Here is a 22960-nt window from a genome sequence, read left to right on the forward strand (position 1 = left end):
GCCGTCGGCACTCCTGCGGGCTGAACGCACGCGGGCGAGCGTCCGCCGCCACGTCGACACCGCCCTGGAGTCCCAGTTCGTGTCTGGACACGCCTTGCAGTATTCACCGTCTATGCAATGATGGAGGGCGTGCCCGCCGCCCTGAGCAAGGAACAGCGTCAGAAACGCATACAGGACATCATCGCCCGCGAGAGCATCGCCACGCAGGGCGAACTGGTGCAGCGCCTCCAAGAGGGCGGGATCCAGGTCACGCAGGCGACCGTCAGCCGCGACATCAACGAGCTGCGGCTGGTGCGCGTCCCGGTCGGCAAGGGCCGGCACCGCTATGCGCTGGCGCAGATGAGCGGCCACACCAATGTCGAGGGCGAACTCGCCCGGCTCTTCCAGAATTTCGTGCACGACATCGACCGGGGCGAGAACACCCTGGTCATCCGCACCGCCGACGGCCACGCGACCGGCGTGGCGATGCTCCTCGACCGCCTGCGCCGCGACGACATCGTGGGCACGATCGCCGGCGAGGACACGATCTTCGTCCTGGCCCGCACCGTGGCCGAGGGAGAGGCCCTGATGGAGGAACTGCACGAGCTGATGCTGGGGTAGAGGGGCCGAGAGCAGAGGGCAGAGCGCCACACCATCCTGAGCCCTCTGCCGCCCCTACGGCACGTCGTCGTCCAGATCCGGCAGGTTGCCCACCGGCAGCTGGACATGGGCGGCGGTGCCCTCACCCACGGTGCTCTCCAGCCAGATGCGCCCCGCGTGCGCGTCCACGATGCCCCGCGCGATGCTCAGGCCCAGGCCCGCGCCGCCCTGGTCGCGGCTGCGGCTGTCCTCCAGGCGGTAGAAACGGTCGAACAGGCGCTCGAGCTGGTCGGCCGGAATGCCCGGCCCGTCGTCGCGGACACTCAGGCGCACCTCTTGGCCGTCCAGCACCGCCTGACTCTGGAGCGTCACGTTCTTCGCGCCGGCCTTCAGCGCATTGCTCACCAGATTGATGATCACCTGCTTGAGCCGGTCGGGATCGCCCTCGAAGGCCACCTCCTGCCCCCGCACCGCGATGACGGTCTGCTGCGCCTGTGCCAGGGGCCCCAGTTCCCGCGCGATCTCCGAGAGGAACAGCGTCGACAGGATCGGGGCCTTCTGCATGACCAGCGCCCCGGAATCGCTGCGGGCCAGCTGGAGCAGGCTGGCGATCAGGTTGGTCAGGCGCTCGGACTCGCTCTGGATGATCTTCAGGCTCTCCTGCTGCTGCCCGGTCGGACTGGTGCGCCGCAGGAGGTAGCTGGCGTGGCCACTGATCGCCGTGACCGGCGTGCGCAGTTCGTGGCTGGCGTCGCTGGTGAAACGGCGCTGCGCCTCGAAACTGGCTTCCAGACGGCCCAGCATGCCGTTCAGGGCCTGCGCCAGCGACTGCACCTCGTCGCCGGTGGCCGGTTCCGGCACGCGCTGCGCGAGGGTCTGTCCACCGATCTTCTCGGCAGCCCGCTGCACCTGCCGCAGCGGCCGCAACGCCTGTCCGGCCAGCAGGAACGCGCCGGTGCCGGCGGTGAGCAGGCCCGCCAGGAACAGCAGCAGGATCACGCGGCTCAGCTCGCTCAGGGTGGTCTCCAGATCATCCAGCCGGCTGCTCACGTAGACGATGCTCAGGACACTGTCCTCGCCGCCGAGCAGCGGGCTGCTGGCCTGCCGCAGGGGAGCGAGCATCACCAGCAGGCGCACCATCACCGGCTGCGTGTTGAACGAATCCCGCAGGGGGTAGTTCAGGTACAGCCGTCCGGTGCTCGACCGGACGAGTTCGCTCAGCTGGGCATCGCTCAGGCGCACCGGGTACGCGCAGTCGAAGCCCAGTGAGCGCCGGCTGAAATCCTGCACCCGTTTGAGGGTCGCCAGCGTCGCGTCACGGTTCACGCTGCTCAGCTCGTCGATGAGGCCCTGGCGCGTGTAGAACTCCAGCGGCTCGACCTGAAGGTTCGAGTTCGGGAACTGGTACCGGGCCGTCAGGGTCGCGTCGTATGGAGCCGTACTCTGGATGGATTCCGGATCGCACGGGTTGAGTGCAATGCTGGTCGAGGTCGTCGAGAAGCGCGAGTAGTCCTGCAGCAGGCTGTTGTCCAGCGTGTTCACCAGACTGGTGCGCATCAGGTACAGGGTCGTGATGCCCACCGCGAGCAGCAGCGCCGCCAGCAGCGCCGTGTAGAACAGCGTGAGCCGCCAGCGCAGGGTCACGTGGACTCCGCCGCCGCGTGCGGGATGCCGTTGCGGTGAACACGGCCGAGATCAGCGGACACGTTCCGCAGTCTAGCGGCCGGACGATGAGGGACACGGAGCACGGCACCGATCCGGTGGGGTAAGCGGTCTCCCCGGCCCACACACGAGGAGGGCATGGTCACCGGTGCGCCATTCACACCCAGTCGTCGTTCAATGACAGCGAGGGGTGTCTCCCCGTCCCCTGTGGGCCGACGGCAGTGCAGACGGCACAGTGTCCGGCAGGAACCCCTGGAGCGTTCTCAACCCAGTGATCCCGCCCAGTTGCACCTACCTATATTGACTGACTAATCAATCAATGATACGGTGGCGTCATGGTGAGACCCAAGAGCAGCGAGAAGCGCCGTGCCCTGCTGGATGCCGCGACGGCCGCCATCGTCGCCCACGGCCTGGGGGCCACGACGGCCGGCATCGCCCAGGGGGCCGGCGTGGCGACGGGGTCGTTCTTCACCTATTTCAGCAGCAAGACGGATCTGCTCAATCAGCTCTATCTGGAACTCAAGGCCGAGGTGGCCGCCTCGTCGATGGACGGCGTGCCCCAGGGCGCCCCGTTGCGTGAGCAGGCCTACCACGTGTGGCAGAACTGGATGGCGTTCGCGGTGGCCTTCCCGGAGAAGCGCCGGGCGCTGACCCACCTGGTGCTGTCCGAGGAGATCACGCCCGAGACGCGGGCGGCGGCGCAGGAGATGGCCCACGACATGCTGCACTTCATGACCCGGCTGCGCGATCACGGATCGCTGCGTGACGCTCCTCCGGCGTTTGCCGACAGCGTCATCAATGCCCTGACCGAGGTGACGATGGACGCCATGATCCGGGAGCCACAGCACGCGGCCCAGCTGTGCGAACTCGGGTTCAAGGCCTACTGGCGGGCCATTTCATGACCCTGGCTGGCTAAGCGCGGCCAGTGGAGGGCTGAGCGGCCCCAGCCGGTACCGACCCAAAACGCGGGCACCCCACACCACCCACGCCACCGCCGGATCGGCTGTGGACAGCCATGCCCTGTCGCGATGCCGCAGGCGCTGCCAGAAGCAGCGACCACCCGGCGTCCGCCAGAAGGAGATGACCATGACGAACTGGACGCAGACCGACATCCCGCCCCAGCACGGGCGAACCGCCGTCATCACCGGCACCGGGGGCCTGGGCTACGAGGACGCCCTGGCCCTTGCACGGGCCGGCGCACAGGTGATCCTGGCGGGCCGCAGTCCACAGAAAGGAGCCGAGTCGGTGGCCCGGATCCGGGCCGAGCTGCCCACGGCATCGATCCGCTTCGAGGCGCTCGACCTCGCCAGTCTTGCGTCCGTCGCGGCCTTCGCCGAACGGCTGGGCCGTGAGCAGGACAGCCTCGACCTGCTGATCAACAACGCCGCCGTGATGACGCCGCCGAAGCGCGAGGAGACCTCAGACGGCTTCGAACTTCAGCTGGGAACCAATTACCTCGGCCACTTCGCCCTCACGGCGCGGCTGCTGCCGCTGCTGCGCCGCGCCCCGCACGGGCGGGTGGTCTCGCTGTCCAGCGTCGCCAGCCGTGCGGGCCGCCTCGACTTCGACGACCTTCAGGCCCGACGAACCTACCAGCCGATGGCAGCGTACAGCCAGTCCAAACTCGCCTGCCTGATGTTCGCCTTCGAGCTGCAGCGGCGCAGTGAAACCGGCCGCTGGGGCGTGGACAGCGTGGCAGCCCACCCCGGCATTTCCCGCACCGACCTGCTCCACAACGCGCCCGGTCGCCGTAGCGCCGCCGGCCTGGCCCGCAGTGTGCTGTGGTTCCTGTTCCAGCCGGCCGCCCAGGGGGCGGTGCCCACGCTGTACGCCGCCACCGCCCCGGCCGCGCGGCCGGGTCACTACTACGGCCCGAACCGCCTGGGCGAGACGCGCGGGCACCCGGCCGAGGCGCGGATTCCACCCCAGGCGACAGACCGCTCAGCGGCCGAACGCCTGTGGCGGGTCTCAGAGGAACTGACTGGCGTGGCGTTCCCCGTGGCGGCGCAGACGGGCCAGACGACGTCACGCTGACACCGTCTGGCCGCTGAAAGCTTTACTCCTCGCGCAGCACGTAGCCGACACCGCGCACGGTGTGGATCAGGCGACGCTCTCCGCCCTCCTCCAGCTTGCGGCGCAGGTATCCGATGTACACGTCCACGACGTTGCTGCCGCCGGTGTACTCGGGCCAGACCTTCTCCTCGATCTCGAAGCGCGAGAAGACCTTGCCGGGGTTGCGCGCCAGCAGTTCGAGCAGTTCGAACTCCTTGGCGGACAGCTCCACGCGCCGGCCTCCACGGAAGATCTCGCGGCCGTCGAGGTTCATGACCAGGTCGGCCACGCGCACCTCTCCGGTCACCGCCGGGTTCACACGGCGCAGGTGGGCACGCACACGCGCCAGCAGCTCTTCGATGGAAAAGGGCTTGATCAGGTAGTCGTCCGCACCGGAATCGAGGCCCTCGACCTTGTCCTGGATGCCGTCCTTGGCGGTCAGGATGATGATCGGGGTATTGCTGGTCTTGCGGATGCGCCGCGCCACTTCCAGGCCGTCCAGCACGGGCAGCATCAGATCCAGGATGACGAGATCCGGGTTGACTTCACGGAATTTGGACAGGCCGGTCACGCCGTCGAAGGCCACCTCGGTGGCGTAGCCCTCGGCGGCAAGCTCCAGCTCGATAAAGCGGGCAATGTCTTTCTCGTCCTCAATGACGAGTACCAGGGGCTTGCGTTCCATGCCCGCAGTCTAGGGACGGCTCTCATGAGAAGAGGGCTGTGGCGCTTAATCTACTTTCATGTGGAGCGCGCCCGCGTGGCGCAGCGTGAACGTCTCGCACTCGGAGCCGAAGCCCTGAAGGGCGAGCGGGGCACGGGCTTCCCTGAGCAGGCCGGGAAGCTGCATGGCCGCCACCTGTCCACAGACCAGGGTTTCCCCAGCCCCGGCAGCGTCGCACAGCCGCCGGGCATAGTTGACCGGCAGTCCGTACGCGCTGCGCTGCCCACCGACCATCCCGGTCAGCACCTCGCCCACGGCCACACCGGACCGCAGCCGCAGGTTCACACCCAGCAGTTCCGCCAGCGACAGCCGTGCCGCCCGGTCATGGGCGTCGAGGGCGGCACCACACGCGTCGGCCGTGTGGCGCGCGTCCCAGTAGGCCAGCACGGCGTCGCCCTGATGCTGCAGCACCTGGGCCCCCCGGGCCTCCAGGCTCAGGATCATGACCTGTACGAATTCCGTCATCAGCGCCATGTAGTTCTGGATGGGCAGGCGGTGCGCCAGCTCAGTGCTGCCGACCAGATCCACCAGCACCAGGCACGCCACAGTGGTGTCAGCAGGTGGATCCGGCAGCGGCAGCAGCTTGGTCATGGGATGTGCCCATCATGGCGCACACATGAATTCAATGGAACGCCCCTATCACCCGGCGTTCATGTGGGCGTTCACAAATGGTTGCGGTGGTTCCACCACCGGATCATGCCCCGCTAGCGGTGGGAACGGCTGTCGCGGCCCACGACGAATCCGTGCAGCGGCGGCGTGGTGCGGAAGGTGACCCAGTCACCGGGAGACAGCGCCGGGTTCACGGAGAAGCTCGACAGCACCAGCGGAATCCGCGCCTGCACCACCCACGTCTGTCGTGGCCCCGCCGTCAGTACCCGCCCCCGACCCTCGACGCTGGACACGCCCTGCACCGAGAGCTGCTCCACCTGTTCCTCGCCGTCCGGCAGCAGGGTCAGGTCATGCAGGATGCCGTGAACCACCACGTGGGCCGGCCCCGGCGCCGCCGCGTACGGCCCACAGCGATCGAACAGGTACAGCACCCGCCCCCCGGACGAGAATTCCAGCAGCGGGCTTCCCTCGGTCTGCGGATAGAGCAGGCCGTCTGCCGCAAACTCCAGATACCGGGCCGTGAATTCCCGCTCGGAACTCTCCAGGGTCATCCCGCCCCCCCGGCAGGACGCGGCCACACACGTTCACTTCGCGGGAGATCCGTGGACAGCCTTGGGGCACAGGAGGACATCACCGGGATTCTACCGGCCCGGCATCGTCGCATTCCAGCCACTCCAGCCCCGGCCGCGCCATCCCCGCCGCGTCCAGCAGCGCGTCGGCCCGCTCCAGCGCGAAGGTGCCCTCGACCTCGCGCTGGACGTGGATCAGGAGCAGTCCGTGCATGCGTTCCAGCACGGCCCACGGCAGCGATGCCGCCGGCTGCTCGTCTCGGGCACGGGCCAGCAGCGTCAGCGCCCAGACCTCCCGGCCCTCGTGCACCGCCCGGCACGCCTCCGGCGGCACCACCGCCCTCAGGTCAGGGTGCGCCACGTCACGTCCACGATCACGCCCACCAGCATGGTGAGGGCCAGCCACATGTTGGCGTCGAAGAACGCCACGTTCACCCGGCCCAGATCCTGCGGGTTCACGATCCGGTGTTCGTACAGCAGGATGCCGCCCATGACCAGGGCCGCGAGCACGTACCAGAAACTCGCGCCCGTCACCGCCCCCACGACCAGCAGCAGCACGAAGGTCAGGGCGTGGCTCGCTGCCGCGATCTTCAGGGCGGCTGGAATCCCGAAGCGGGCCGGAATGCTCCGGATGCCGTTCGCCACGTCGAAGGCGTAGTCCATGGTCGCGTAGATCACGTCTAGACCGACCATCCAGAAGATGACGACTGCCCACAGCGCCCACGCGCCGGGGGCGAACTCACCCGTCACCGCGATCCACCCGCCCGCCGCCGCCGCACCGTCCGTGATGCCCAGCCACACATGGCACAGCCACGTATAACGCTTGGTATACGGGTATCCGATCAGGAAGACCACTGCCAGGGGCATCAGCAGCAGGCACAGGGGATTGAGCTGCGCGGACGCGACGGCCAGCACCACCAGACTGACCGCCACCAGCGCCCATGCCTGTGCCGGGGAGACCTTGCCGGCCGGCACCTCGCGCCCCGCCGTGCGGGGATTGCGGGCATCGATCACGCGGTCGATCACACGGTTGGCTCCCATGGCCGCCGTGCGGGCCGCCGCCATGGCGACCGTCACCCACAGCAGGGTGTGCCATCCGGGCCAGCCGGTGCCACGTTCCTGCATGCTCGCCAGCAGCATCCCCGCATACGCGAAGGGCAGGGCGAACACCGTGTGCTCGAACTTGACCAGATCCAGGAACGTCTTCACGCGTGCCGCGCCGCCACTCACCATGCCACCATCACCGCCCCGCAGCATACGCCCGCAGTGGCCCCCCCGCCGGGCATCTGCTATCATTCCGGGCGCGTGCAGGGAACGAGGCGTAGCGCAGGCCGGTAGCGCACTTGGTTTGGGACCAAGGGGTCGCTGGTTCGAATCCAGTCGCCTCGACCACCCGCCCGGACACACCATCCGGGCCACGCGATGCGGGATTGGTGTAGTGGTAGCACAGCAGCCTTCCAAGCTTCTGGCCTCGGTTCGAATCCGTGATCCCGCTCCAGGAAGGCTCCCGTCCGGGGGCCTTTTTTATGCGCCCTTAGCTCAGCTGGATAGAGCAACCGCCTTCTAAGCGGTCGGTCGCAGGTTCGAGTCCTGCAGGGCGCGCCACCCAGAACCGCCGTCCAGCACGGATGGCACAGTCGCAGACCCCAGGGCCACGTTGGCGTTCTGGGGTCTGCGACTGTGCGGAGTGGAACGCAGGTTGCAGGGGAGGGTCGCCTGTACTCAGGCGACGTGATCCTTGGCTCGCCCACTGCTGGGATTGTCGGCAGGTCGACCCACTTCCCAGTATTCTTCAGGAACATCCCCAGCACCAGAACGATCTGACGCCAGCGATCAGCACGCGACAGGTGGCTGCGGAATATGCCCGATCGTCGACGCCATGCCCCTCTCTCCTTGGAGCGCTTCCCATGACATCTGAGATCAAGCCATCCATCGCCCGCCCCTGGATCCTGAGTGGACTGCTCGCCCTCCTCACGGCCTGTGGCGCACCAGCAACGCCCCCTGCCACCACGCTCAGCGCCTCTCCCCAGAGTCTGACCTTCAAGGATCCCACGACACAGACCGTGACGGTCACCCGCACGGCCACCCTGCCGCTGCCGACCGTAACAAGCACGTGTGACGGGGTCGCGAGCGTCACGCCAGGGGCCTCGACCGGCACCAGCAGCACCTACACGGTGGCACCGATGGCAGCGGGCTCGTGCACGGTCACTTTCAGCGCCGGCGCCCAGCAGGTTGACGTGACCATCATCGTCACGGCCACCGTCAGCGCGACCCTGAGCAGCGCCGTCAAGCAGTACGATCCGGCCACGAAGGCCTTCGGCAACTACAGCAGGTTCGCTACCCAGGGCGGTCGGAGCCTGCCTGCGTACTATGACGTCACAGCGTCCGACAGCCTCGGGCATCCCGTTGCCGCGGTGCTGTGTGCTGACAGCCCCAGTGTTCAGATCGCGCCGACCAGCGACGCGGCGCATCCCAGCCGATACCGGGTCGAAGTGCAGGCACTGACCACGGCCACCCTGACGGTGCAGCAGGGTGGAAGCTGTACGCCGGGCGGCGCAGCGTTGACGACTCAGGAGGTCAGAGGGGTGATGGCACGCCCGAACCCCACCGCCAGCGGCTATTCCCATTCGCTGGTGGTGCTGGCGGACGGCACGGTTCGCAGTTGGGGGCCCAACTACAACGGGGAGATCGGCAACGGCACCACCGTTCGCACCAATACGCCCGTTACCGTCCTTGGCCTGACGGGTGCGGTCAGCGTCGCCGCTGGCAATACCCACTCGGTGGCGGTGCTCGCCGACGGCACGGTGCGTGCCTGGGGCTACAACTACTTCGGTGAACTCGGCAACGACAGCATGGTCGCCAGCAGCACACCAGTCACCGTCACCAGTGTGGGCGGCGCGGTGAGCGTCGCCGCCGGCATGTACAACGCCATGGCGCTGCTCGCGGACGGCACCGTGCGGGCCTGGGGGTACAACGGTGAGGGCCAACTCGGCAACGGGATGACGACCGACAGCCGCGTCGCCGTCAAGGTCAGTGGGCTCACCGACGTCGTCAGTGTCTCGTCCACCAGCTCCCATAGCCTGGCCCTGCTGGCCGACGGGACGGTGCGCAGTTGGGGCGCCAACTCGTTCGGTCAGCTCGGCAACGGTTCCACCGTCGCCAGCGCCACACCCGTCACTGTGGGCGGCCTGAGCGGCGTCGTCGCTGTTGCAGCCGGCTATGACCACTCATTGGCGCTCCTCGCCGACGGCACCGTACGTACCTGGGGCCACAACGACCTCGGTCAGCTGGGGAACGCGACGTCCACAGACACCCCCGTCCCAGTCGCGGTCAGCACCCTGAATGGCGTGATTCGTATCGCCGGGGGTTCTTCGCATTCCATGGCCCTGCTTGCTGACGGAACCGTCCGCACGTGGGGCGAGAACGCCGCCGGTCAGCTCGGCAACGGTGGAACCATCCCCCGCACCACACCAGTGCCCGTCAGTGGTCTGGGGAATGTCGTCAGTGTCATGGGCGGAAGTGGCCACTCGCTGGCGCTGCTGGCGGATGGCACGCTCCGAAGCTGGGGGAACAATACCTATGATGAGCTCGGTGACGGCACCAACACCAGCAGCCTCACGCCCGTCACCGTTGTCGGAATCAGCACCGCCGCCATGCCCACGCCCTGATCCCCGACGGATGGAGCAACTGCCCTCCGGACAGACCAACTGCACGAACCCCCGACGCCATGAGCGGTCGGGGGTTCGTCAGCGTGAGTGTTATGGAGTGGGAAGCTTGACGCTGCCCAGGCTGGTGACCGGAGCAGGTGTTGACCGGTTCCCAGCGACGTCGTAACCAAGCTGTCCAGCACCGCCGCCACCCCACGCCTGCACCGTGCCGTCCGACTGGAGCGCCAGATGATGGCCGGATCCCGCGTCCACCGCAATCACGGTCTTGAGCCCACCCACCACTGCAGGCACGTGGGGAGGTGCGCCTCCGGTGCTGGCCGGCGTCCCCGCGTCTGATGGCCAGGCCAGCACCGTGCCGTCCGACGTCAACGCCAGGCTGGAGGAGGCCCCTGTCGACACGTGGACGATCCCCGACAGTCCACTGACCGGTGCCGGGGTGGCCCGCACGATGGCCGAGGGCGGTTCGCCCAGCTGACCAAAAATGTTGTTTCCCCACGCCTCGACGGTGCCGTCCGCTTTCAGCGCCAGGCTGTGACCATGGCCTGCTGCAAGCTCCACCACATCTGTCAGGTCATCTACGGCCACGGGCGTTGTCCGGGCCGTGGTGGTGCCGTCACCGAGCTGTGCGGCGCCGTTGAATCCCCACGCCCGCACAGTGCCGTCGGAGCGGAGCGCCAGCGTGTGAACCTCACCAGTCGCGAGCGCGACCACGTTGTCCAGTCCTTTCACTGCCACAGGAGTCAGGTGATCGGTCGTGGTGCCGTCACCCAGTTGCCCGTTCTGGTTCCATCCCCATGCGCGCACAGTTCCGTCCGACACAATCGCCAGACTGGCCCAATAGCCTGCGGTGACCGAGATCACGCCAGACAGCCCACCCACGGCTACCGGAGTAGCCCGCTGATACTGATAGGTCGAGGCGTCACTCAGCTGACCTCGGCTGTTCGATCCCCACGCGAGAACAGTGCCGTCGGATCGGAGCGCCAGGCTGTGATCCTCGCCCGCCGAGACGGCCACCACACCACTGAGGCCCTTGATCGGCGCAAAGGTGCGGTCGACGTTGCTGTTGGTGCCGTCGCCGAGTTGACCGAAGGAGTTGTCACCCCACGCCTTCACAGCGTCATCGGTCATCAGAGCCAGGCTGTGAAGCCCGCCTGCCGAGAGCGTGAACCCCTGTGGGGCCAGGGCAGTGCCCCGCACAGGCTGGGCCACCAGTGCCGTGCCGGACGGTGTACACGTGGAGCCTGCCTGCACCGTGAGGAGATGGTCTCCGAGTTCCTGCACCTCCACGCGGAACCGCCGAGGGTGGGCAGTCGTCCTGATGTCGGTGATGGCGACGGCGGCGGTGTCGCCGCACATCACGAGCGGGGTCGTCACGGCCGTTCCAGTGCTATCGGTCGCGGTAACGTCGTAATACGCCGGCAGGCTGCGCCCGCCTCTGGTGGGGAAGTTGACATAGTTCCTGAGGGCTCTGGTACCTGGATCGAACTGCTTGACTACGCTCGTCAGCGTGTAGGTCACTGGGCGTGCCGCTGGCAGGGGCTCTGGCGTCGGCCCTGGGAGCGTACCGCAGGCCGACAGGCTCAGCAGGCAGCAGAGCATCGGGACACGACCCGTCTTTGTGGGCATCGATAAAGCTGGCAGGGTGGGCACCCGTGCAGTCTAGGAGGTTCACTGCCCTGCCGTGACCGCAGGTGCGCGGCGGCGTGGCTCACTTCCTACGCAGGATCGTGCTCGGCCGTGCGGGCGCGCAGGGGTACCTGCGCCTGGACAGCATGGGAGAGCACCTGTGCCTGGAAGTCGGGTGCCGGCAGCGGTCGGGCCAGCAGGTAGCCCTGCAGGTAGTCGCTGCCGAGCGCCTCGACCACCTGAATCTGCATGTCCTGCTCCAGACCTTCGGTGGTGACATGGAGGTTCAGGGCGTGCGCGAGCAGCACCACGGCACGCACGATGTTCTCTGCCGCCCCTGGGGCCTGACCGAGGGCACGGACGAAGGAGCGGTCGATCTTCAGGCCGTGCAGGGGCAGCCGGTGCAGGTAGCTCAGGCTGCTGTAGCCGGTACCAAAGTCGTCCAGGCTCAGGTGCACGCCCAGGGCGCTCAGGGCATTCAGCGTCTCGGCCGCGTCGGGGACGTCCAGCAGCACACTCTCGGTGATCTCCAGCGTGAGCAGCGGCGCCGGCAGGCCGCTGGCGTCCAGGGCAGCGCGCACCACGTCCGGCAGGTCCAGCTGCCAGAACTGCCGGGCGCTGAGGTTCACATTGACGCTCAAGCCGGGCCGCTGCGCCTGCCACGCGGCCGCCTGACGGCACGCCTCGCGCAGCACCCACGCGCCGATCGGGACGATCAGGCCGGTCGTCTCGGCGAGTTCGATGAACTCGCCGGGGCTCACGAGACCGCGCACCGGGTGTCGCCAGCGCAGCAGCGCTTCGGTCGCCACGAGGTCGCGGGTGCCTGCACGGTAGACACCCTGGTAATGCAGTTCGAGTTCATGGTTCGGGAGGGCGCGGTGCAGGTCGGCCTCCAGGCTCACGGCCTGCGGATTGAGCTGCGAGCGCGGATCGAACACCTGCAGGAGGCGGCCGGCGCGCTTGGCCCCGTACATGGCCACGTCCGCCTGACTGAGCAGCGTTTCGGGTTCCTGGCCGTGCAGGGGCGCGAGGGCCAGGCCCAGGCTGGCCGAGGCGAAGACCGACTGCCCGGCGACCACGAACGGTTCGCGGAACACCTCGCGCAGACGCCGCGCGATGCCCGACTCGAACTGCGTCTGGTCACGGAAGGGCAGCACGAGGGTGAATTCGTCACCGCCCATGCGGGCCAGGATGTCCGTGGGGCGCAGGGCGGCGCGCAGTCGGGCCCCCACCTGGCGCAGCAGGTCGTCCCCGGCGCTGTGCCCCAGGGTGTCGTTCACCTGCTTGAAGCGGTTGAGGTCCAGCAGCCCCACCGCGACCTGTTCGCCGCTGCGGCCGGCGTCGCCCAGGGCGCGGCCCAGGTGCTCCAGGTACAGGACGCGGTTGGGCAGGCCAGTCAGGCTGTCATACAGCGCCAGGCGCTGCAGCTGCGCCCGCGCGTCCAGGCGTTCGAGCAGCGTGACGGTCAGCTCCACCACCTCGCGCAGCAGGGCCGATTCTGTGGCATCCGGCGCGCCAGGCCGGTCGCCGGTCAGGGACACGACACCGAGCACCTGTGAGCCGTCGCTGGCGGGCAGCGGCACCGTCCACAGGCTGCGCACGCCGTGCCGGGTGAGCAGGTCGTGCATCGTCGGGTACAGCGGCACGTCAGAGGCGAGCAGGTCCGGCACGATCACGTCGCGGCCTGACTGCACCGCCTGATGGATGACGCCACGTTGCAGGCCGAGATCCACGGTTCGCCCGCTCCCGGTGTAGTCCACGCGCAGATCCTCGGGGAGGTGACCGGTGGCGGCACGCAGGTGCAGGGTCTGGCCACTGCGGATCCAGATGGTGGCCGCGTGCCCGGGCAGGCTCGACGACAGCAGCCCGCAGACCACGTCGAGGATGTCCTCGAGGGCCCGTCCGGTCGCGGTGAATTCCAGCACGTCGCGGCGGGCGGCGTCGAGCAGCCCGCGGCGCACCGCGTCGGTCACGTCGCGCTGCACGCTGATCCAGTGGGTGTACCACCCCGTCTCGTCGGCGACCGGCACGATGCTGAGGTTCACCCAGAAGGGCGTGCCGGACTTGGTGTAGTTCAGCAGCGTCTCGTCCACGGGCTTCCAGCGCTTCAGGTTCCGGCGGACGCGGTCGAGCGCGGGACGGTCGGACTGCGGGCCCTGCAGGAGGCGCGGGGTCTTCCCCAGGATGTCCTCCGGCGCGTAGCCGGTCATGCGGGTGAACGCCGCGTTCACGTACACCACCTTCGGGCCAGGATGCAGGGTCGGGTTCGCCTCGGCGATGACCACGGCGTCGCGCGCAGTGACGGTCACGCTCTCCAGGAGGCGCAGGCGCTCGCGCTCCAGACGCTGCCGGGTCACGTCCCGCAGCACGGCCGTCACGCCGCCCGGGCGCGGATGCACCCGCGCCTCGAACCACCGCTTCCCGTCGGTGAATTCCACCATCTGCCGCGCCGCGCCGCCCAGCACCGCCGTGACCGCCGCGTGCAGCGGCGTCAGGCACAGCCACTGCGGCATGGGATCACCCAGCGTCAGGCCAAGTTGCTCGCGTGCAGCGCCGTTCACATACAGCAGCCCGCAGTCCGGGCCCAGCGCCAGCACCGCGTCATCCACGCTGCTGAGCACCGCCGCCATCTGCTCGCGCGATTCGGTGACGGCACGCTGCAGCCGGAACTTCTCGATGGCCCGCACCACATCCCGCCCGAGGTGCTCGGGCGTGACGCGACCTTTGGTCAGGTAATCCTGCGCGCCCGCCTGCAGCGCCTTGACGGCCAGGTTCTCGTCGCCCAGGCCCGTCACGAAGATCACCGCGCATGTCCCGGGGAACGCGGCCAGGAATTCCAGGCCGGTCATGTCCGGCAGGTTGTAGTCCAGCAACACGCAGTCCGGCGGTTCGACCTGCAGCTGCGACAGTCCATCTTCGCCCAGTGGAGCGACCCGGACGACCACACGCCCCGGCCACGCCTGACGCAGCATCCGCGCGTGGATCTCGGCGTCCTCTGGACTGTCGTCCACGATCAGGACGTTCAGGTCGCCCATCGGCGCGCGCTCCGAGTGGTTCATACCGCCAGTATCTGTGCGCGTCTGTGACTGGAGCATGACAACGGTGCCGGATGAGTAACAGATGCTCACCCCACGGTCAGTCGTCCGACCCCACGCGCCGGTTCGCGTCCCGCAGGGCGAGTCAGAACAACACCCCACCCTGATGTGGGGGGGTGGAGTGGAGGCCCGGGCGGTGCCGGTCGGGTGCCGGCATTCCTCGGATCGCCGGCCGGAACCGACCCGGCCGCTACTTGTCCTCGCTCAGGGCAAAGCCCCGGCTGAACTGTTCCTGGAGGGCCGTGAAGACCAGCAGAGGCGGCAGCATGGTGATGATCGCGCCGGCCATCACGCCGCCCCAGTCCGTCTGACCGCCCACGTCGATCAGCTTGCGCAGGCCCACCTGCACGACCTGCTTGTCGTCCTGCTGCATGATCACCAGCGGCCAGATGTACTGATCCCAGCCGTACACGAACTGGATGACCGCCAGCGCTCCGATGGTGTTCCAGCTCATGGGGATCAGCACGTGGGTCAGGTAGCGCAGCGGGCCGCAGCCGTCGATCCGGGCGGCGTCGGCCAGGGACGTGGGGATGTTCAGGAAGTGCTGGCGGAACAGGAAGGTGCCGGTGGCCGAGGCCAGGAACGGCACGATGATCGCCGCGAAGGTGTTGGCCCACTTCAGGTCGCGGCTGACCAGATCGAACAGGGCGACGATCAGCACCTCGGTGGGCAGCATCAGCGAGAGCAGCACCAGCGTGAAGGCCACGCTCTTGAGGGGAAAGCGGAAGTACACGAAGGCCAGCGCGGCCATCAGCGCCAGGATGGTCTTGCCGGTCGTGACCGCCAGCGCGACCACCAGACTGTTGAACATGTAGCGGCCCAGGTTCGCGCTCGTCCAGACGTTGCCCAGGTTCTCGAAGAACGATGTGCCGGGCACCATGCTGGGGCTGATCACCACGCTGGATTCCTGCGTGGACTTGATCAGCGCGAAGATCAGCGGCGCACTGATGATCAGCACCGCGAGGATCAGCGCGAGGTGGGTCGTCCAGCTGCGGTGCCGGCGGGACGTCCCGGCGGCCGGGGACACGACCGTCTCCAGACCTCTAACTGCCATGATGCCTACCCCCCATAGTGCACCCGCCGCTCGCCCACGCGGAACTGCATCCACGTGATGAAGGCCACCAGTGCCAGCATCAGCGCGGCCTGCGCCGCCGCCACGCCGGTCTTGAAGTTCACGAAGCCGTCCTGGTACAGCTGGTACACCAGAAAGGTCGTGATGCCCGCGTTCTGGAAGTACGGCCCGCCCCGCGTCAGGATGTCCGTCAGGGCGAAGGAATCGAACAGCGCCGCGATGATGTTCGTGAACACCAGAAAGAAGGTGATGGGCGTGAGCAGCGGAAACGCCACGCGCCAGAACACCTGCGACGGCGAGGCCCCGTCGATCTCGGCGGCCTGCATGACGTCGCCCGGCAGGTTCTGGATGGTCGCCAGATAGAACACGATGTTGTACGCCAGCCCCTTCCAGATGGCCGCCAGCGTGACCAGCCCGAAGGCCAGGATGGGGTCGTCCAGCCAGCGGGGCTTGACCTCGCCGGCCGTCAGGCTGCCCAGGATCTGGTTCACGACGCCGATCTCGGGGTTGAACATGAACAGCCACAGCGTCCCGGCGATCGCCGGGCTCAGGGCATACGGATAGATCAGGAGTAGCCGGTACGCCTTGGCCCCGCGCACCTTGCGGCTGGCGAGCCACGCCAGGGACAGCGAGCACAGCAGCCCCAGGCTCACGGTCAGCACTGTGAACACCAGGGTCTGGAGGGCCACCTGGCGGTACGCCGGGCTCAGGAGCAGTTCGGTGACGTTCTGCACGCCCACGAAGCGCTCGGTGCCCAGGATGATGTTCGCCTGGAACGCCGCGAGCCGCAGGGTACGCAGCGCCGGCAGGTAGATGAATACCGCCAGGATCAGCAGGGTGGGGATCAGGAACAGCCAGGGCGTCACCGAGCCCCGAAAGACGGCCGTGTCCTCGGCGGCGGGCGCGGTGGTCTGCGCGGGTTTCAGCACGGACACCTCCTTGAGGTGGAGCACCGGAAGAGCACGGATGTGATCTGGCGGCAGTGAAGCAGGCGTGAGGAGCTCGGGGTGGGGTGACCGTACTGTGCCACAACATGGCCGCCTGCGCCCCGCTTCGGGCACAGGCGGCGCGGGGGCTCAGGCCTTCACCTGAAGTTCGAGTTGTACTCGTTCAGGGCCGCGTCGGCACGGGTCTTCGTCTCGGTCAGGGCGGCGTCCACCGGGGTGCCGCCCAGCACCTTCTGGATGCCCTGCTCGATGATCTGCCGGGTCTGGATGGCCGCGCCGTTCAGGCCACCCGCCGTGGCCGGGCTGGCCACCGTCTGCGTGAGCTGGTTGAACGACACCAGCTGCAGCGGCGTCTGCGTGAACCAGCCCTGCTGCCGCAGCAGGTTGATGCTGCTCTGGCGTACCGGGTAGTAGCCGGTCAGTTTGTGCCACTCGGCCATGTTCTTGGTGTTCGTCATGTACAGCGCGAAGTCCAGGGCGCCCTCGGCCTGGGGCTTGCTGATCGCCTTGGGAATCCACAGGGACGCGCCGCCGATGACCACGCCGTTGCGCTTGGTGCCGGACGCGATGGGCAGCACGCCCACGCCCACCTGGAACCCCGCCTTCTTGGCGGCGTCGTTGATGTTGCCGATGTCGGCGGTGGACGTGATGTGGAACACGACCTTCTGGTTCGTGAAGATGGCGTCACTGCCGTCCCAGTCCTCCAGCTTGCCGGTGTAGGTGTAGTACTTGCTGTCCTGGAGCGTCTTGAAGAAGGTGAAGATGTTCTTCGCGGCGGCCGAGTCGAGGTTGGTGGCGGTCGCGCGGCCCGAGCGGCCGTTGCCGTTGTTCAGCAGCGTGGCCCCCTGCTGCGCCATCCACTGTTCGACGAACCAGCCGTTCAGGCTCATGCCGAAGCACGTGACGCCCAGGTTGGCGGCCTGGATCTTCTTGCACGCGGCCAGCAGGCCGGCGTAGGTGGTGGGCGGCGCCTTGGGATCGAGACCCGCCTTCGTCATCAGGTTGCGGTTGTAGTACAGCACCGGGCTCGACGAGTTGAACGGCAGCGAGTTCACCTTGCCGCCAATCGTGTAGTAATTGATGACCGGCTTGATGTAGTCGCTGAAGTCGACGTTCTTGACCGAGCTGACGGGCTGGAAGGCCCCGCTGTCCAGGGCGAGCTGGCTGCCCACCTCGAAGATCTGCACCAGGGCCGGCGGCTTGTTCTGCCGGGCGGCCAGGATGGTGGCCTGCAGGCTGTCGTTGTAACTGCCCTTGTACGCAGGCACGACCTTCACGCCGGGGTTGGCCTTGTTGAATTCGTCGGCGCGGGCCTGGATCCACCCGGCGCGTTTGGCGTCCCCGAAGGAATGCCAGAACTCCACCGTGGTCTGCGCGGAAGCGGTGCCCATCGTGGCCAGCGTCAGCAGTATTGTTTTCATGGGATTAAAGTAGGCACCCCCGGTCAGGGGCTTGTCAAGCGGCTACGCGGGCGTTTTGTCGCCGCGACCCACCTGCCATGACCACGTCAGCGGGCGGTCAGCAGCACCTGGGGCAGGTCACCGATCAGGGCGTCCACACCCAGCCGGGTCAGGCGCTCCACGTCCACGACCTCGTTCACGGTCCACGTGTTCACACGCCAGCCTGCGCGCCGTGCCCGCTCCATCAGGGACGGGCCGATCAGGGTGTGGTGCGGGTGCAGGGCCGCGCTGCCCGTGACGCGCATGGCGAGCGGCACGGCGTCCAGCGGCCCCAGCCGGTACGTGCGGTGGATCAGCAGGCCCCGCTCGATCTCTGGCGCGGCCTGCCGGGCGGCCACGAGCAGCAGCGGATTGAAGGAACTCACGATCACCCGCCGGCTCAGACCGTGGGCCCGGACGGCGTCCAGCGACCGCGGCACCCGGTCGTCCGGACGTGCGGACTCGTACTTGAGTTCCACATTGACGTACGCCCCCGTGTCGGCGGCCCATGCCAGCGCCTGATCCAGGGTGGGCACGTCGGGTGGCAACTCGTCCAGGGTCAGGAAGGGCAGCAGCCGGCCGTCCGTCAGGGTGTCGTCATGGTGGATGGCCAGCGTGCCGTCGGACAGGCGCCGCACGTCCAGCTCGACGCCGTCCAGTCCGGCGTCCAGGGCCGCCTGAAAGCCCGCCAGGGTGTTCTCGCGGTGCAGGCGGGGCGTGCCACGGTGACCGAGCAGCAGCGTCATGCCCCCAGGGTAGCCGCTTGACCCGTCCCCTGGGGCAGGCTCCATGCTGGACACACCTCCGGAGGCCCGCCCATGACCCCACCCACCATCCCCCTGATGACGATCGGCGCGTTCGCGCAGGCCACCCGCCTGAGCGTCAAGGCCCTGCGCCTGTACGACGACCTGGAGCTGCTGCCGCCCGAACGAGTCGACGCACAGACCGGCTACCGCTGGTACGCGCCGGCCCAGCTGGGCACGGCCCGGTTGATCGCCCTGCTGCGGCAGCTGGACATGCCCCTGACCGTGATCCGCACCGTGCTGGACGCTCCCAGTGCTGCGCGCCCCACCCTGATCCGTGGGTACTGGGACGGGGCCGAACAGCAGCACGGCACGCGCCGCGCCCTGACCCGCTATGTCCTGAACACCCTGGAAGGAGATGCCACCATGACCCAGACCTTCACCGTCCACACCCGAGACCTGCCTGCCCGCCAGATCGCCACCATCAAGCAGCGGGTGTTCCAGCCGGATCTGGATTCGTTCCTGCCCCAGAGCATGGCCCGCCTGACCGAGCACGTCCGCCATCAGGGAGCCGCCTTCGCGGACGCGCCCTTCGTGATCTACCACGGGGCCGTGACCGCCGACAGCGACGGCCCGGTCGAGGTCTGCATGCCCTACAGCGGATCGCTCAGTCCCCAGGGCGACATCACCCACCGCGAGGAAGCCGCACACCACGAGGCCTACGTGACCGCCACGAAGGCGCAGTTCGTCTTCCCCACCATTCTGGAAGCCTTCGACGCCACGGCCGCGTATGCCGACGCGCACGGCACACGTGGCCCGCTGTCCTGCCGCGAGGTCTATCCCTACGACTGGAACAGCGCGGGCCCGGACGATCCGGCCGGCGAGGTCGCGTGGCCCTTCATCCCCTCGCCCACCTGAACGACCGGGAATGAGCGAACGGCGCTCCGCTCAGATGAACAGCGGGGCGTCGGGGTCGTCGGGCAGGGGGCGGCCCTTGCGGGCCAGCAGGGCTGCCGTCGTGCCGATCCCGATGATCGCGCCGACGGCGATCACGACCAGCGCCCATGTCAGGCGCGCTTGCGTGTCATCAGGAGTGCGGTCCAGAACCATACCCGCAGCATAACAGCCCTCCGTACCGGGGGACGGATGCGATCGGGGCGGGTGGACGGGCGCGCGACGCCACATCTGCCGCGCCCAACCGGCAGCACACCCCATAAGATGACCGCATGCCCAGCTGGATCCCCCGCCCGGATCACGTGTGGAGCGCCGTGCTGGGAGCGGGCGTGCTGCTGGTGGGTGCCCTGAGCATAGGGCCGGTGCTCGCGCCGCGTCCGCACGCGCCGGCCGTGACCCGGGTGGCCCTGCCGCCCCCCCGGCCCGCCACGGCTGAACCGCCGGTGTATGCCTCGACGGGCAGCATCACGCCGCTGATCTCGGGGCGCGTGAATGTGAACACGGCCACCCAGGAGCAGCTGGAGGCGCTGCCGGAGGTCGGGCCGAGCCTCGCGCGGGCGATCATCGCGGGCCGTCCGCACCGCTCGCTGGCCGACCTCGACCGCGTGAAGGGCGTGGGGGTGGCGACCCTCCGGGTGCTCACGCCGCTGGTGTCGTTCTGAGCGGTGCGGCGCTGACGGCGGATGGCGGCCGGGTGGCGTGGCCGATCCCCACCGTGCTGGGCGTGATCGGCGGCATTCTGCTGTCGCTGGGCGTGTGGTGGGGCGGGGTGGCCCTGCTGGGCGGGGCGCTGCTGGCCCTGTCCGATGTCCGGCCGCTGCTGGCCGTGCTGGCCCTGGCCGGCGGCGCGGCCGGGTTCGGTTCGGCGCGGCTGGTCAGCGCCCGCCCCGACGTCCTGCGCCCGTGGCTGGGCGCCCAGGTCACGCTGGAGGGCGAGTGGGACGGCCAGTTCCTGACGCTGCGGGAGCCGCGTGCCCGCGTGGTGCTGGCCCCGAAACCGGCCGTGCGGCCCGGGCACCTGCGCGTGAGCGGGCGCCTGGTCGCTCCGGACAGCCGGCGCACCCCTGGCGGCTTCGACCAGGCCGCGTGGCTGCGTGCCCAGGGCGGCGTGTTCCTGCCCACCCCGACGGCCGTACTGGTGGCAGCCCGCGTGCGCTCCAGCACACGCGAGGGCGGCCTGCGCGGGTGGTTCCGCCACGGCCTGACCGCCGGCCTGCCCCCGCGCCAGGCGGCCCTGATGCAGGCCATCGAACTCGGTGACCGCAACGACATCGGCCGCGAGGACTTCGAGGAGGGCTACGCCGTGCGGGACGCCTTCGCCCGCTCGGGCCTCGCGCACCTGATGGCGCTGTCGGGGCAGAACGTCGCCCTGATCACGGGCGTGCTCGTGTGGCTGATCGGCCGCGTGGGCTGGCCGCCGGGCGTGCGCTACGGCGTACCGGCGTTCCTGCTGATCTTCTACCTGTTGCTGGTGGGCCTGTCGCCGAGCATCACCCGCGCCGTGATCATGGGCTTCGTGGTGCTGGTGGCACTGGCGATCGGGCGCGGCAAGGTCGACCCCTACGGCCTGACCGCGCTGGCCGCCCTGGTGTGCCTGCTGCTGTTCCCGCTGTGGCTGCTGGACATCGGCTTCCAGCTGTCGTTCCTGGCCGTGCTGGGCCTGACCCTGGCCGGACGCGCCGCCGACCGCCTGCCCGCCGCGCTGCCGTACTGGCTGCGGACGGCGGTCGCCGCGACCGTCCTGGCCGAGCTTGCCACGCTGCCGGTCATCGCGGGCACCTTCGGGCAGCTGCCGCTGGTGGGCCTGCCGGCGAACCTGCTGGCCGCGCCGGTCATGGCCGTGCTGGTGCCCACCGGCTTCCTGGCAGGACTGCTGGGGCCGCTGGCCGCACCGCTGAACCTCCTGAACCGCGTGCTGGCCGACGCCCTGCTGGGGATCGCGTGGGCCGCCGGGCAGTTCCCGGTGCTCCCGTGGGGCACGGTCTCCCCGGCCGGCGTGATCGCCTACGCCGTGTGCGCCGGAGCCGGCGTGCTGTGGCTGCGGGGCCGCGTCCGGGCACCCGCCGTTCTGGGCACCGTGCTCGCGTGTGCGCTCCTGACCGCGCTGCCCGGCCGCCTGCACCCCCCGCGCGATCTGGTCTTTCTGGACGTGGGCCAGGGCGACAGCACCCTGCTGCGCGTGCCCGGCCTGACCATGCTGGTCGATGCCGGCGGCTCCGTGAACAGCGACTACGACGTCGGGGGCCGCACGGTCGTTCCGGCCCTGCGGGCCCTGGGCGTGCGGAAGCTGGACGTTGTTGTGGCCACCCATGCCGATACCGACCACATCGAGGGGCTGACGAGTGTCCTGCGTTCGTTGCCCGTCGGGGAGCTATGGATCGGGCACCGAAAGGCGGGCGACCCGGTGCTGGACGCCGTGCTGGCTGCCGCCCAGGAACGCCACGTGCCCGTGCGCGAGGTCACGCGCGGCGACCGGATCAGCGCCGCCGGGCTCAGCGTGACCGTCCTGTGGCCACCGGGGAATGTGTGGTCGACCGCCGACAACGACAACTCGGTGGCCGTGAAGGTCGAGTCCGGAGCGTGGAGCACCGCCCTGCTGGGAGATCTGGCCGACCCCGCCGAATCCATGATCGGCGTGGGGAACCTTGACGTGCTCAAGGCCGCGCACCACGGCAGCCGCTTCAGCACCGGGGCGGCCCTGCTGGCCCAGGCCACGCCGCAGCACGCCGTCATCAGCGTGGGCCGCAACACCTATGGCCACCCCAACGCCGACGTGCTGGGCAGGCTTCAGGCGGCAGGCACGAAGGTCTGGCGCACGGATGAGGTGGGGACGATCACGTGGCCTGTACCGTGATCAGTCCCAGGTCAGCCGGGGATCTCTCCTGCCGGTCATGAGCCAGAACATCACAGCAGCATGGGCTTTCGACAATGGCACGGTCTCCCGGTAAGGCACTGTAAGGCCATCCTGGAAGGTGATATCCGGCAGCCCTGTCGCCTTCACGGCTGCTGGATCAGACGCGCTGTGTTCACGATGCTCGTGCAGTTCAAGCACAGCACGCCCACCCTGAGTCCAGAGATACAGATCACCGAAGGAGGTCTTCCCATCGCCCCAGCCGATCAGGAAGGGACTCGTTTCATCGGTGCGCCGGGTCAATTCCCGCCTGACCTCATGGGTCGACAGGTGCTCAAGGTGCACATTTTTGCCATCCAACACATACTCCACT

21 protein-coding genes and 3 tRNA genes are annotated in these 22960 nt (G+C 68.7%); 10 read left to right on the plus strand and 14 right to left on the minus strand.

What is annotated here, in order from left to right; translation table 11 throughout:
- Positions 1-120 precede the first annotated feature (120 nt).
- Entirely contained in the window at positions 121-600 is a 480-nt protein-coding gene (argR, locus tag U2P90_RS17675; RefSeq protein WP_416173939.1) for an arginine repressor, read from the plus strand.
- 54 nt (positions 601-654) lie between these two features.
- On the opposite strand, the gene U2P90_RS17680 is transcribed toward argR, so the two are convergent.
- Entirely contained in the window at positions 655-2223 is a 1569-nt protein-coding gene (locus U2P90_RS17680; RefSeq protein ID WP_295818829.1) for a sensor histidine kinase, read from the minus strand.
- 353 nt (positions 2224-2576) lie between these two features.
- Here U2P90_RS17680 and U2P90_RS17685 point away from each other — a divergent pair, with 353 nt between their 5' ends.
- Together U2P90_RS17685 and U2P90_RS17690 are read left to right on the plus strand one after the other, a co-directional pair.
- On the plus strand, positions 2577-3143 hold the full coding sequence (locus U2P90_RS17685; RefSeq protein ID WP_322473165.1) for a TetR/AcrR family transcriptional regulator: 567 nt from the start codon (positions 2577-2579) through the stop codon (positions 3141-3143).
- Positions 3144-3327: 184 nt separating this feature from the next.
- Positions 3328-4275 (plus strand): SDR family oxidoreductase, encoded by a 948-nt coding sequence (locus U2P90_RS17690; RefSeq protein WP_322473166.1) that lies wholly within the window; start codon positions 3328-3330, stop codon positions 4273-4275.
- A 22-nt stretch (positions 4276-4297) separates the two neighbouring features.
- Here U2P90_RS17690 and U2P90_RS17695 read toward each other — a convergent pair whose 3' ends face one another.
- From U2P90_RS17695 to mqnP, 5 genes are all read right to left on the minus strand, one after another.
- A complete protein-coding gene (locus tag U2P90_RS17695) occupies positions 4298-4975 on the minus strand; it encodes a response regulator transcription factor (protein ID WP_010887388.1) in 678 nt (225 codons plus the stop codon).
- Between the two features lie 45 nt (positions 4976-5020).
- Entirely contained in the window at positions 5021-5605 is a 585-nt protein-coding gene (locus U2P90_RS17700; RefSeq protein WP_295818807.1) for an adenylate/guanylate cyclase domain-containing protein, read from the minus strand.
- Positions 5606-5718: 113 nt separating this feature from the next.
- A complete protein-coding gene (locus U2P90_RS17705) occupies positions 5719-6174 on the minus strand; it encodes a hypothetical protein (RefSeq protein ID WP_322473167.1) in 456 nt (151 codons plus the stop codon).
- 79 nt (positions 6175-6253) lie between these two features.
- Positions 6254-6553, minus strand: a complete 300-nt coding sequence (locus U2P90_RS17710) for a hypothetical protein (RefSeq protein WP_295818802.1) — start codon at positions 6551-6553, stop codon at positions 6254-6256.
- Complete coding sequence (mqnP, locus tag U2P90_RS17715; RefSeq protein WP_322473168.1) at positions 6535-7425, minus strand: menaquinone biosynthesis prenyltransferase MqnP; 891 nt, start codon at positions 7423-7425, stop codon at positions 6535-6537. The genes U2P90_RS17710 and mqnP overlap by 19 nt, the downstream gene beginning before the upstream one ends.
- 82 nt (positions 7426-7507) lie before the next feature.
- Between mqnP and U2P90_RS17720 the strand changes: the two genes are divergently transcribed.
- The 4 genes from U2P90_RS17720 (at position 7508) to U2P90_RS17735 (ending at position 9860) form a co-directional block, all read left to right on the plus strand.
- Positions 7508-7584 (plus strand) — tRNA-Pro (locus tag U2P90_RS17720).
- Between the two features lie 32 nt (positions 7585-7616).
- Positions 7617-7690 (plus strand) — tRNA-Gly (locus U2P90_RS17725).
- A gap of 30 nt (positions 7691-7720) precedes the next feature.
- A tRNA-Arg gene (locus tag U2P90_RS17730) sits at positions 7721-7797 on the plus strand.
- Between the two features lie 302 nt (positions 7798-8099).
- Complete coding sequence (locus U2P90_RS17735) at positions 8100-9860, plus strand: RCC1 domain-containing protein (RefSeq protein ID WP_322473169.1); 1761 nt, start codon at positions 8100-8102, stop codon at positions 9858-9860.
- Positions 9861-9950: 90 nt separating this feature from the next.
- Here the strand turns inward: U2P90_RS17735 and U2P90_RS17740 are convergent, their stop codons facing one another.
- The 6 genes from U2P90_RS17740 to U2P90_RS17765 form a co-directional block, all read right to left on the minus strand.
- Complete coding sequence (locus tag U2P90_RS17740) at positions 9951-11378, minus strand: RCC1 domain-containing protein (RefSeq protein WP_322473170.1); 1428 nt, start codon at positions 11376-11378, stop codon at positions 9951-9953.
- A gap of 197 nt (positions 11379-11575) precedes the next feature.
- On the minus strand, positions 11576-14545 hold the full coding sequence (locus U2P90_RS17745; protein WP_322473171.1) for an EAL domain-containing protein: 2970 nt from the start codon (positions 14543-14545) through the stop codon (positions 11576-11578).
- Between the two features lie 226 nt (positions 14546-14771).
- Positions 14772-15635 (minus strand): carbohydrate ABC transporter permease, encoded by an 864-nt coding sequence (locus tag U2P90_RS17750; RefSeq protein WP_322473172.1) that lies wholly within the window; start codon positions 15633-15635, stop codon positions 14772-14774.
- A 5-nt stretch (positions 15636-15640) separates the two neighbouring features.
- Complete coding sequence (locus U2P90_RS17755) at positions 15641-16582, minus strand: carbohydrate ABC transporter permease (RefSeq protein ID WP_322473173.1); 942 nt, start codon at positions 16580-16582, stop codon at positions 15641-15643.
- A 155-nt stretch (positions 16583-16737) separates the two neighbouring features.
- Complete coding sequence (locus tag U2P90_RS17760; RefSeq protein WP_322473174.1) at positions 16738-18021, minus strand: ABC transporter substrate-binding protein; 1284 nt, start codon at positions 18019-18021, stop codon at positions 16738-16740.
- An 86-nt stretch (positions 18022-18107) separates the two neighbouring features.
- Entirely contained in the window at positions 18108-18785 is a 678-nt protein-coding gene (locus U2P90_RS17765) for a glycerophosphodiester phosphodiesterase (RefSeq protein WP_322473175.1), read from the minus strand.
- 72 nt (positions 18786-18857) lie between these two features.
- Here U2P90_RS17765 and U2P90_RS17770 point away from each other — a divergent pair, with 72 nt between their 5' ends.
- Positions 18858-19700, plus strand: coding sequence for a MerR family transcriptional regulator (locus U2P90_RS17770; protein ID WP_322473176.1), 843 nt, complete (start codon positions 18858-18860; stop codon positions 19698-19700).
- Between the two features lie 30 nt (positions 19701-19730).
- Here the strand turns inward: U2P90_RS17770 and U2P90_RS17775 are convergent, their stop codons facing one another.
- Positions 19731-19892, minus strand: a complete 162-nt coding sequence (locus U2P90_RS17775) for a hypothetical protein (protein ID WP_295820750.1) — start codon at positions 19890-19892, stop codon at positions 19731-19733.
- Positions 19893-20008: 116 nt separating this feature from the next.
- Here U2P90_RS17775 and U2P90_RS17780 point away from each other — a divergent pair, with 116 nt between their 5' ends.
- A complete protein-coding gene (locus tag U2P90_RS17780; protein WP_322473177.1) occupies positions 20009-20398 on the plus strand; it encodes a ComEA family DNA-binding protein in 390 nt (129 codons plus the stop codon).
- Between the two features lie 32 nt (positions 20399-20430).
- Entirely contained in the window at positions 20431-22590 is a 2160-nt protein-coding gene (locus U2P90_RS17785) for a DNA internalization-related competence protein ComEC/Rec2 (RefSeq protein WP_322473178.1), read from the plus strand.
- On the opposite strand, the gene U2P90_RS17790 is transcribed toward U2P90_RS17785, so the two are convergent.
- Complete coding sequence (locus tag U2P90_RS17790) at positions 22591-22950, minus strand: hypothetical protein (RefSeq protein WP_322473179.1); 360 nt, start codon at positions 22948-22950, stop codon at positions 22591-22593.
- Between the last annotated feature and the right edge of the window lie 10 nt (positions 22951-22960).

It is taken from the genome of Deinococcus sp. AB2017081 (assembly GCF_034440735.1).
Taxonomy (GTDB): Bacteria; Deinococcota; Deinococci; order Deinococcales; family Deinococcaceae; genus Deinococcus; species Deinococcus rufus.

Bases quoted from the DNA above. Each gene is read 5' to 3' on its own strand.
- argR (WP_416173939.1), top strand. From the start codon at position 121: ATGGAGGGCGTGCCCGCCGCCCTGAGCAAGGAACAGCGTCAGAAACGC.
- U2P90_RS17685 (WP_322473165.1), top strand. From the start codon at position 2,577: ATGGTGAGACCCAAGAGCAGCGAGAAGCGCCGTGCCCTGCTGGATGCC.
- U2P90_RS17690 (WP_322473166.1), top strand. From the start codon at position 3,328: ATGACGAACTGGACGCAGACCGACATCCCGCCCCAGCACGGGCGAACC.
- U2P90_RS17695 (WP_010887388.1), bottom strand. From the start codon at position 4,975: ATGGAACGCAAGCCCCTGGTACTCGTCATTGAGGACGAGAAAGACATT.
- U2P90_RS17700 (WP_295818807.1), bottom strand. From the start codon at position 5,605: ATGACCAAGCTGCTGCCGCTGCCGGATCCACCTGCTGACACCACTGTG.
- U2P90_RS17705 (WP_322473167.1), bottom strand. From the start codon at position 6,174: ATGACCCTGGAGAGTTCCGAGCGGGAATTCACGGCCCGGTATCTGGAG.
- mqnP (WP_322473168.1), bottom strand. From the start codon at position 7,425: ATGGTGAGTGGCGGCGCGGCACGCGTGAAGACGTTCCTGGATCTGGTC.
- U2P90_RS17735 (WP_322473169.1), top strand. From the start codon at position 8,100: ATGACATCTGAGATCAAGCCATCCATCGCCCGCCCCTGGATCCTGAGT.
- U2P90_RS17745 (WP_322473171.1), bottom strand. From the start codon at position 14,545: ATGAACCACTCGGAGCGCGCGCCGATGGGCGACCTGAACGTCCTGATC.
- U2P90_RS17750 (WP_322473172.1), bottom strand. From the start codon at position 15,635: ATGGCAGTTAGAGGTCTGGAGACGGTCGTGTCCCCGGCCGCCGGGACG.
- U2P90_RS17760 (WP_322473174.1), bottom strand. From the start codon at position 18,021: ATGAAAACAATACTGCTGACGCTGGCCACGATGGGCACCGCTTCCGCG.
- U2P90_RS17765 (WP_322473175.1), bottom strand. From the start codon at position 18,785: ATGACGCTGCTGCTCGGTCACCGTGGCACGCCCCGCCTGCACCGCGAG.
- U2P90_RS17770 (WP_322473176.1), top strand. From the start codon at position 18,858: ATGACCCCACCCACCATCCCCCTGATGACGATCGGCGCGTTCGCGCAG.
- U2P90_RS17775 (WP_295820750.1), bottom strand. From the start codon at position 19,892: ATGGTTCTGGACCGCACTCCTGATGACACGCAAGCGCGCCTGACATGG.
- U2P90_RS17780 (WP_322473177.1), top strand. From the start codon at position 20,009: ATGCCCAGCTGGATCCCCCGCCCGGATCACGTGTGGAGCGCCGTGCTG.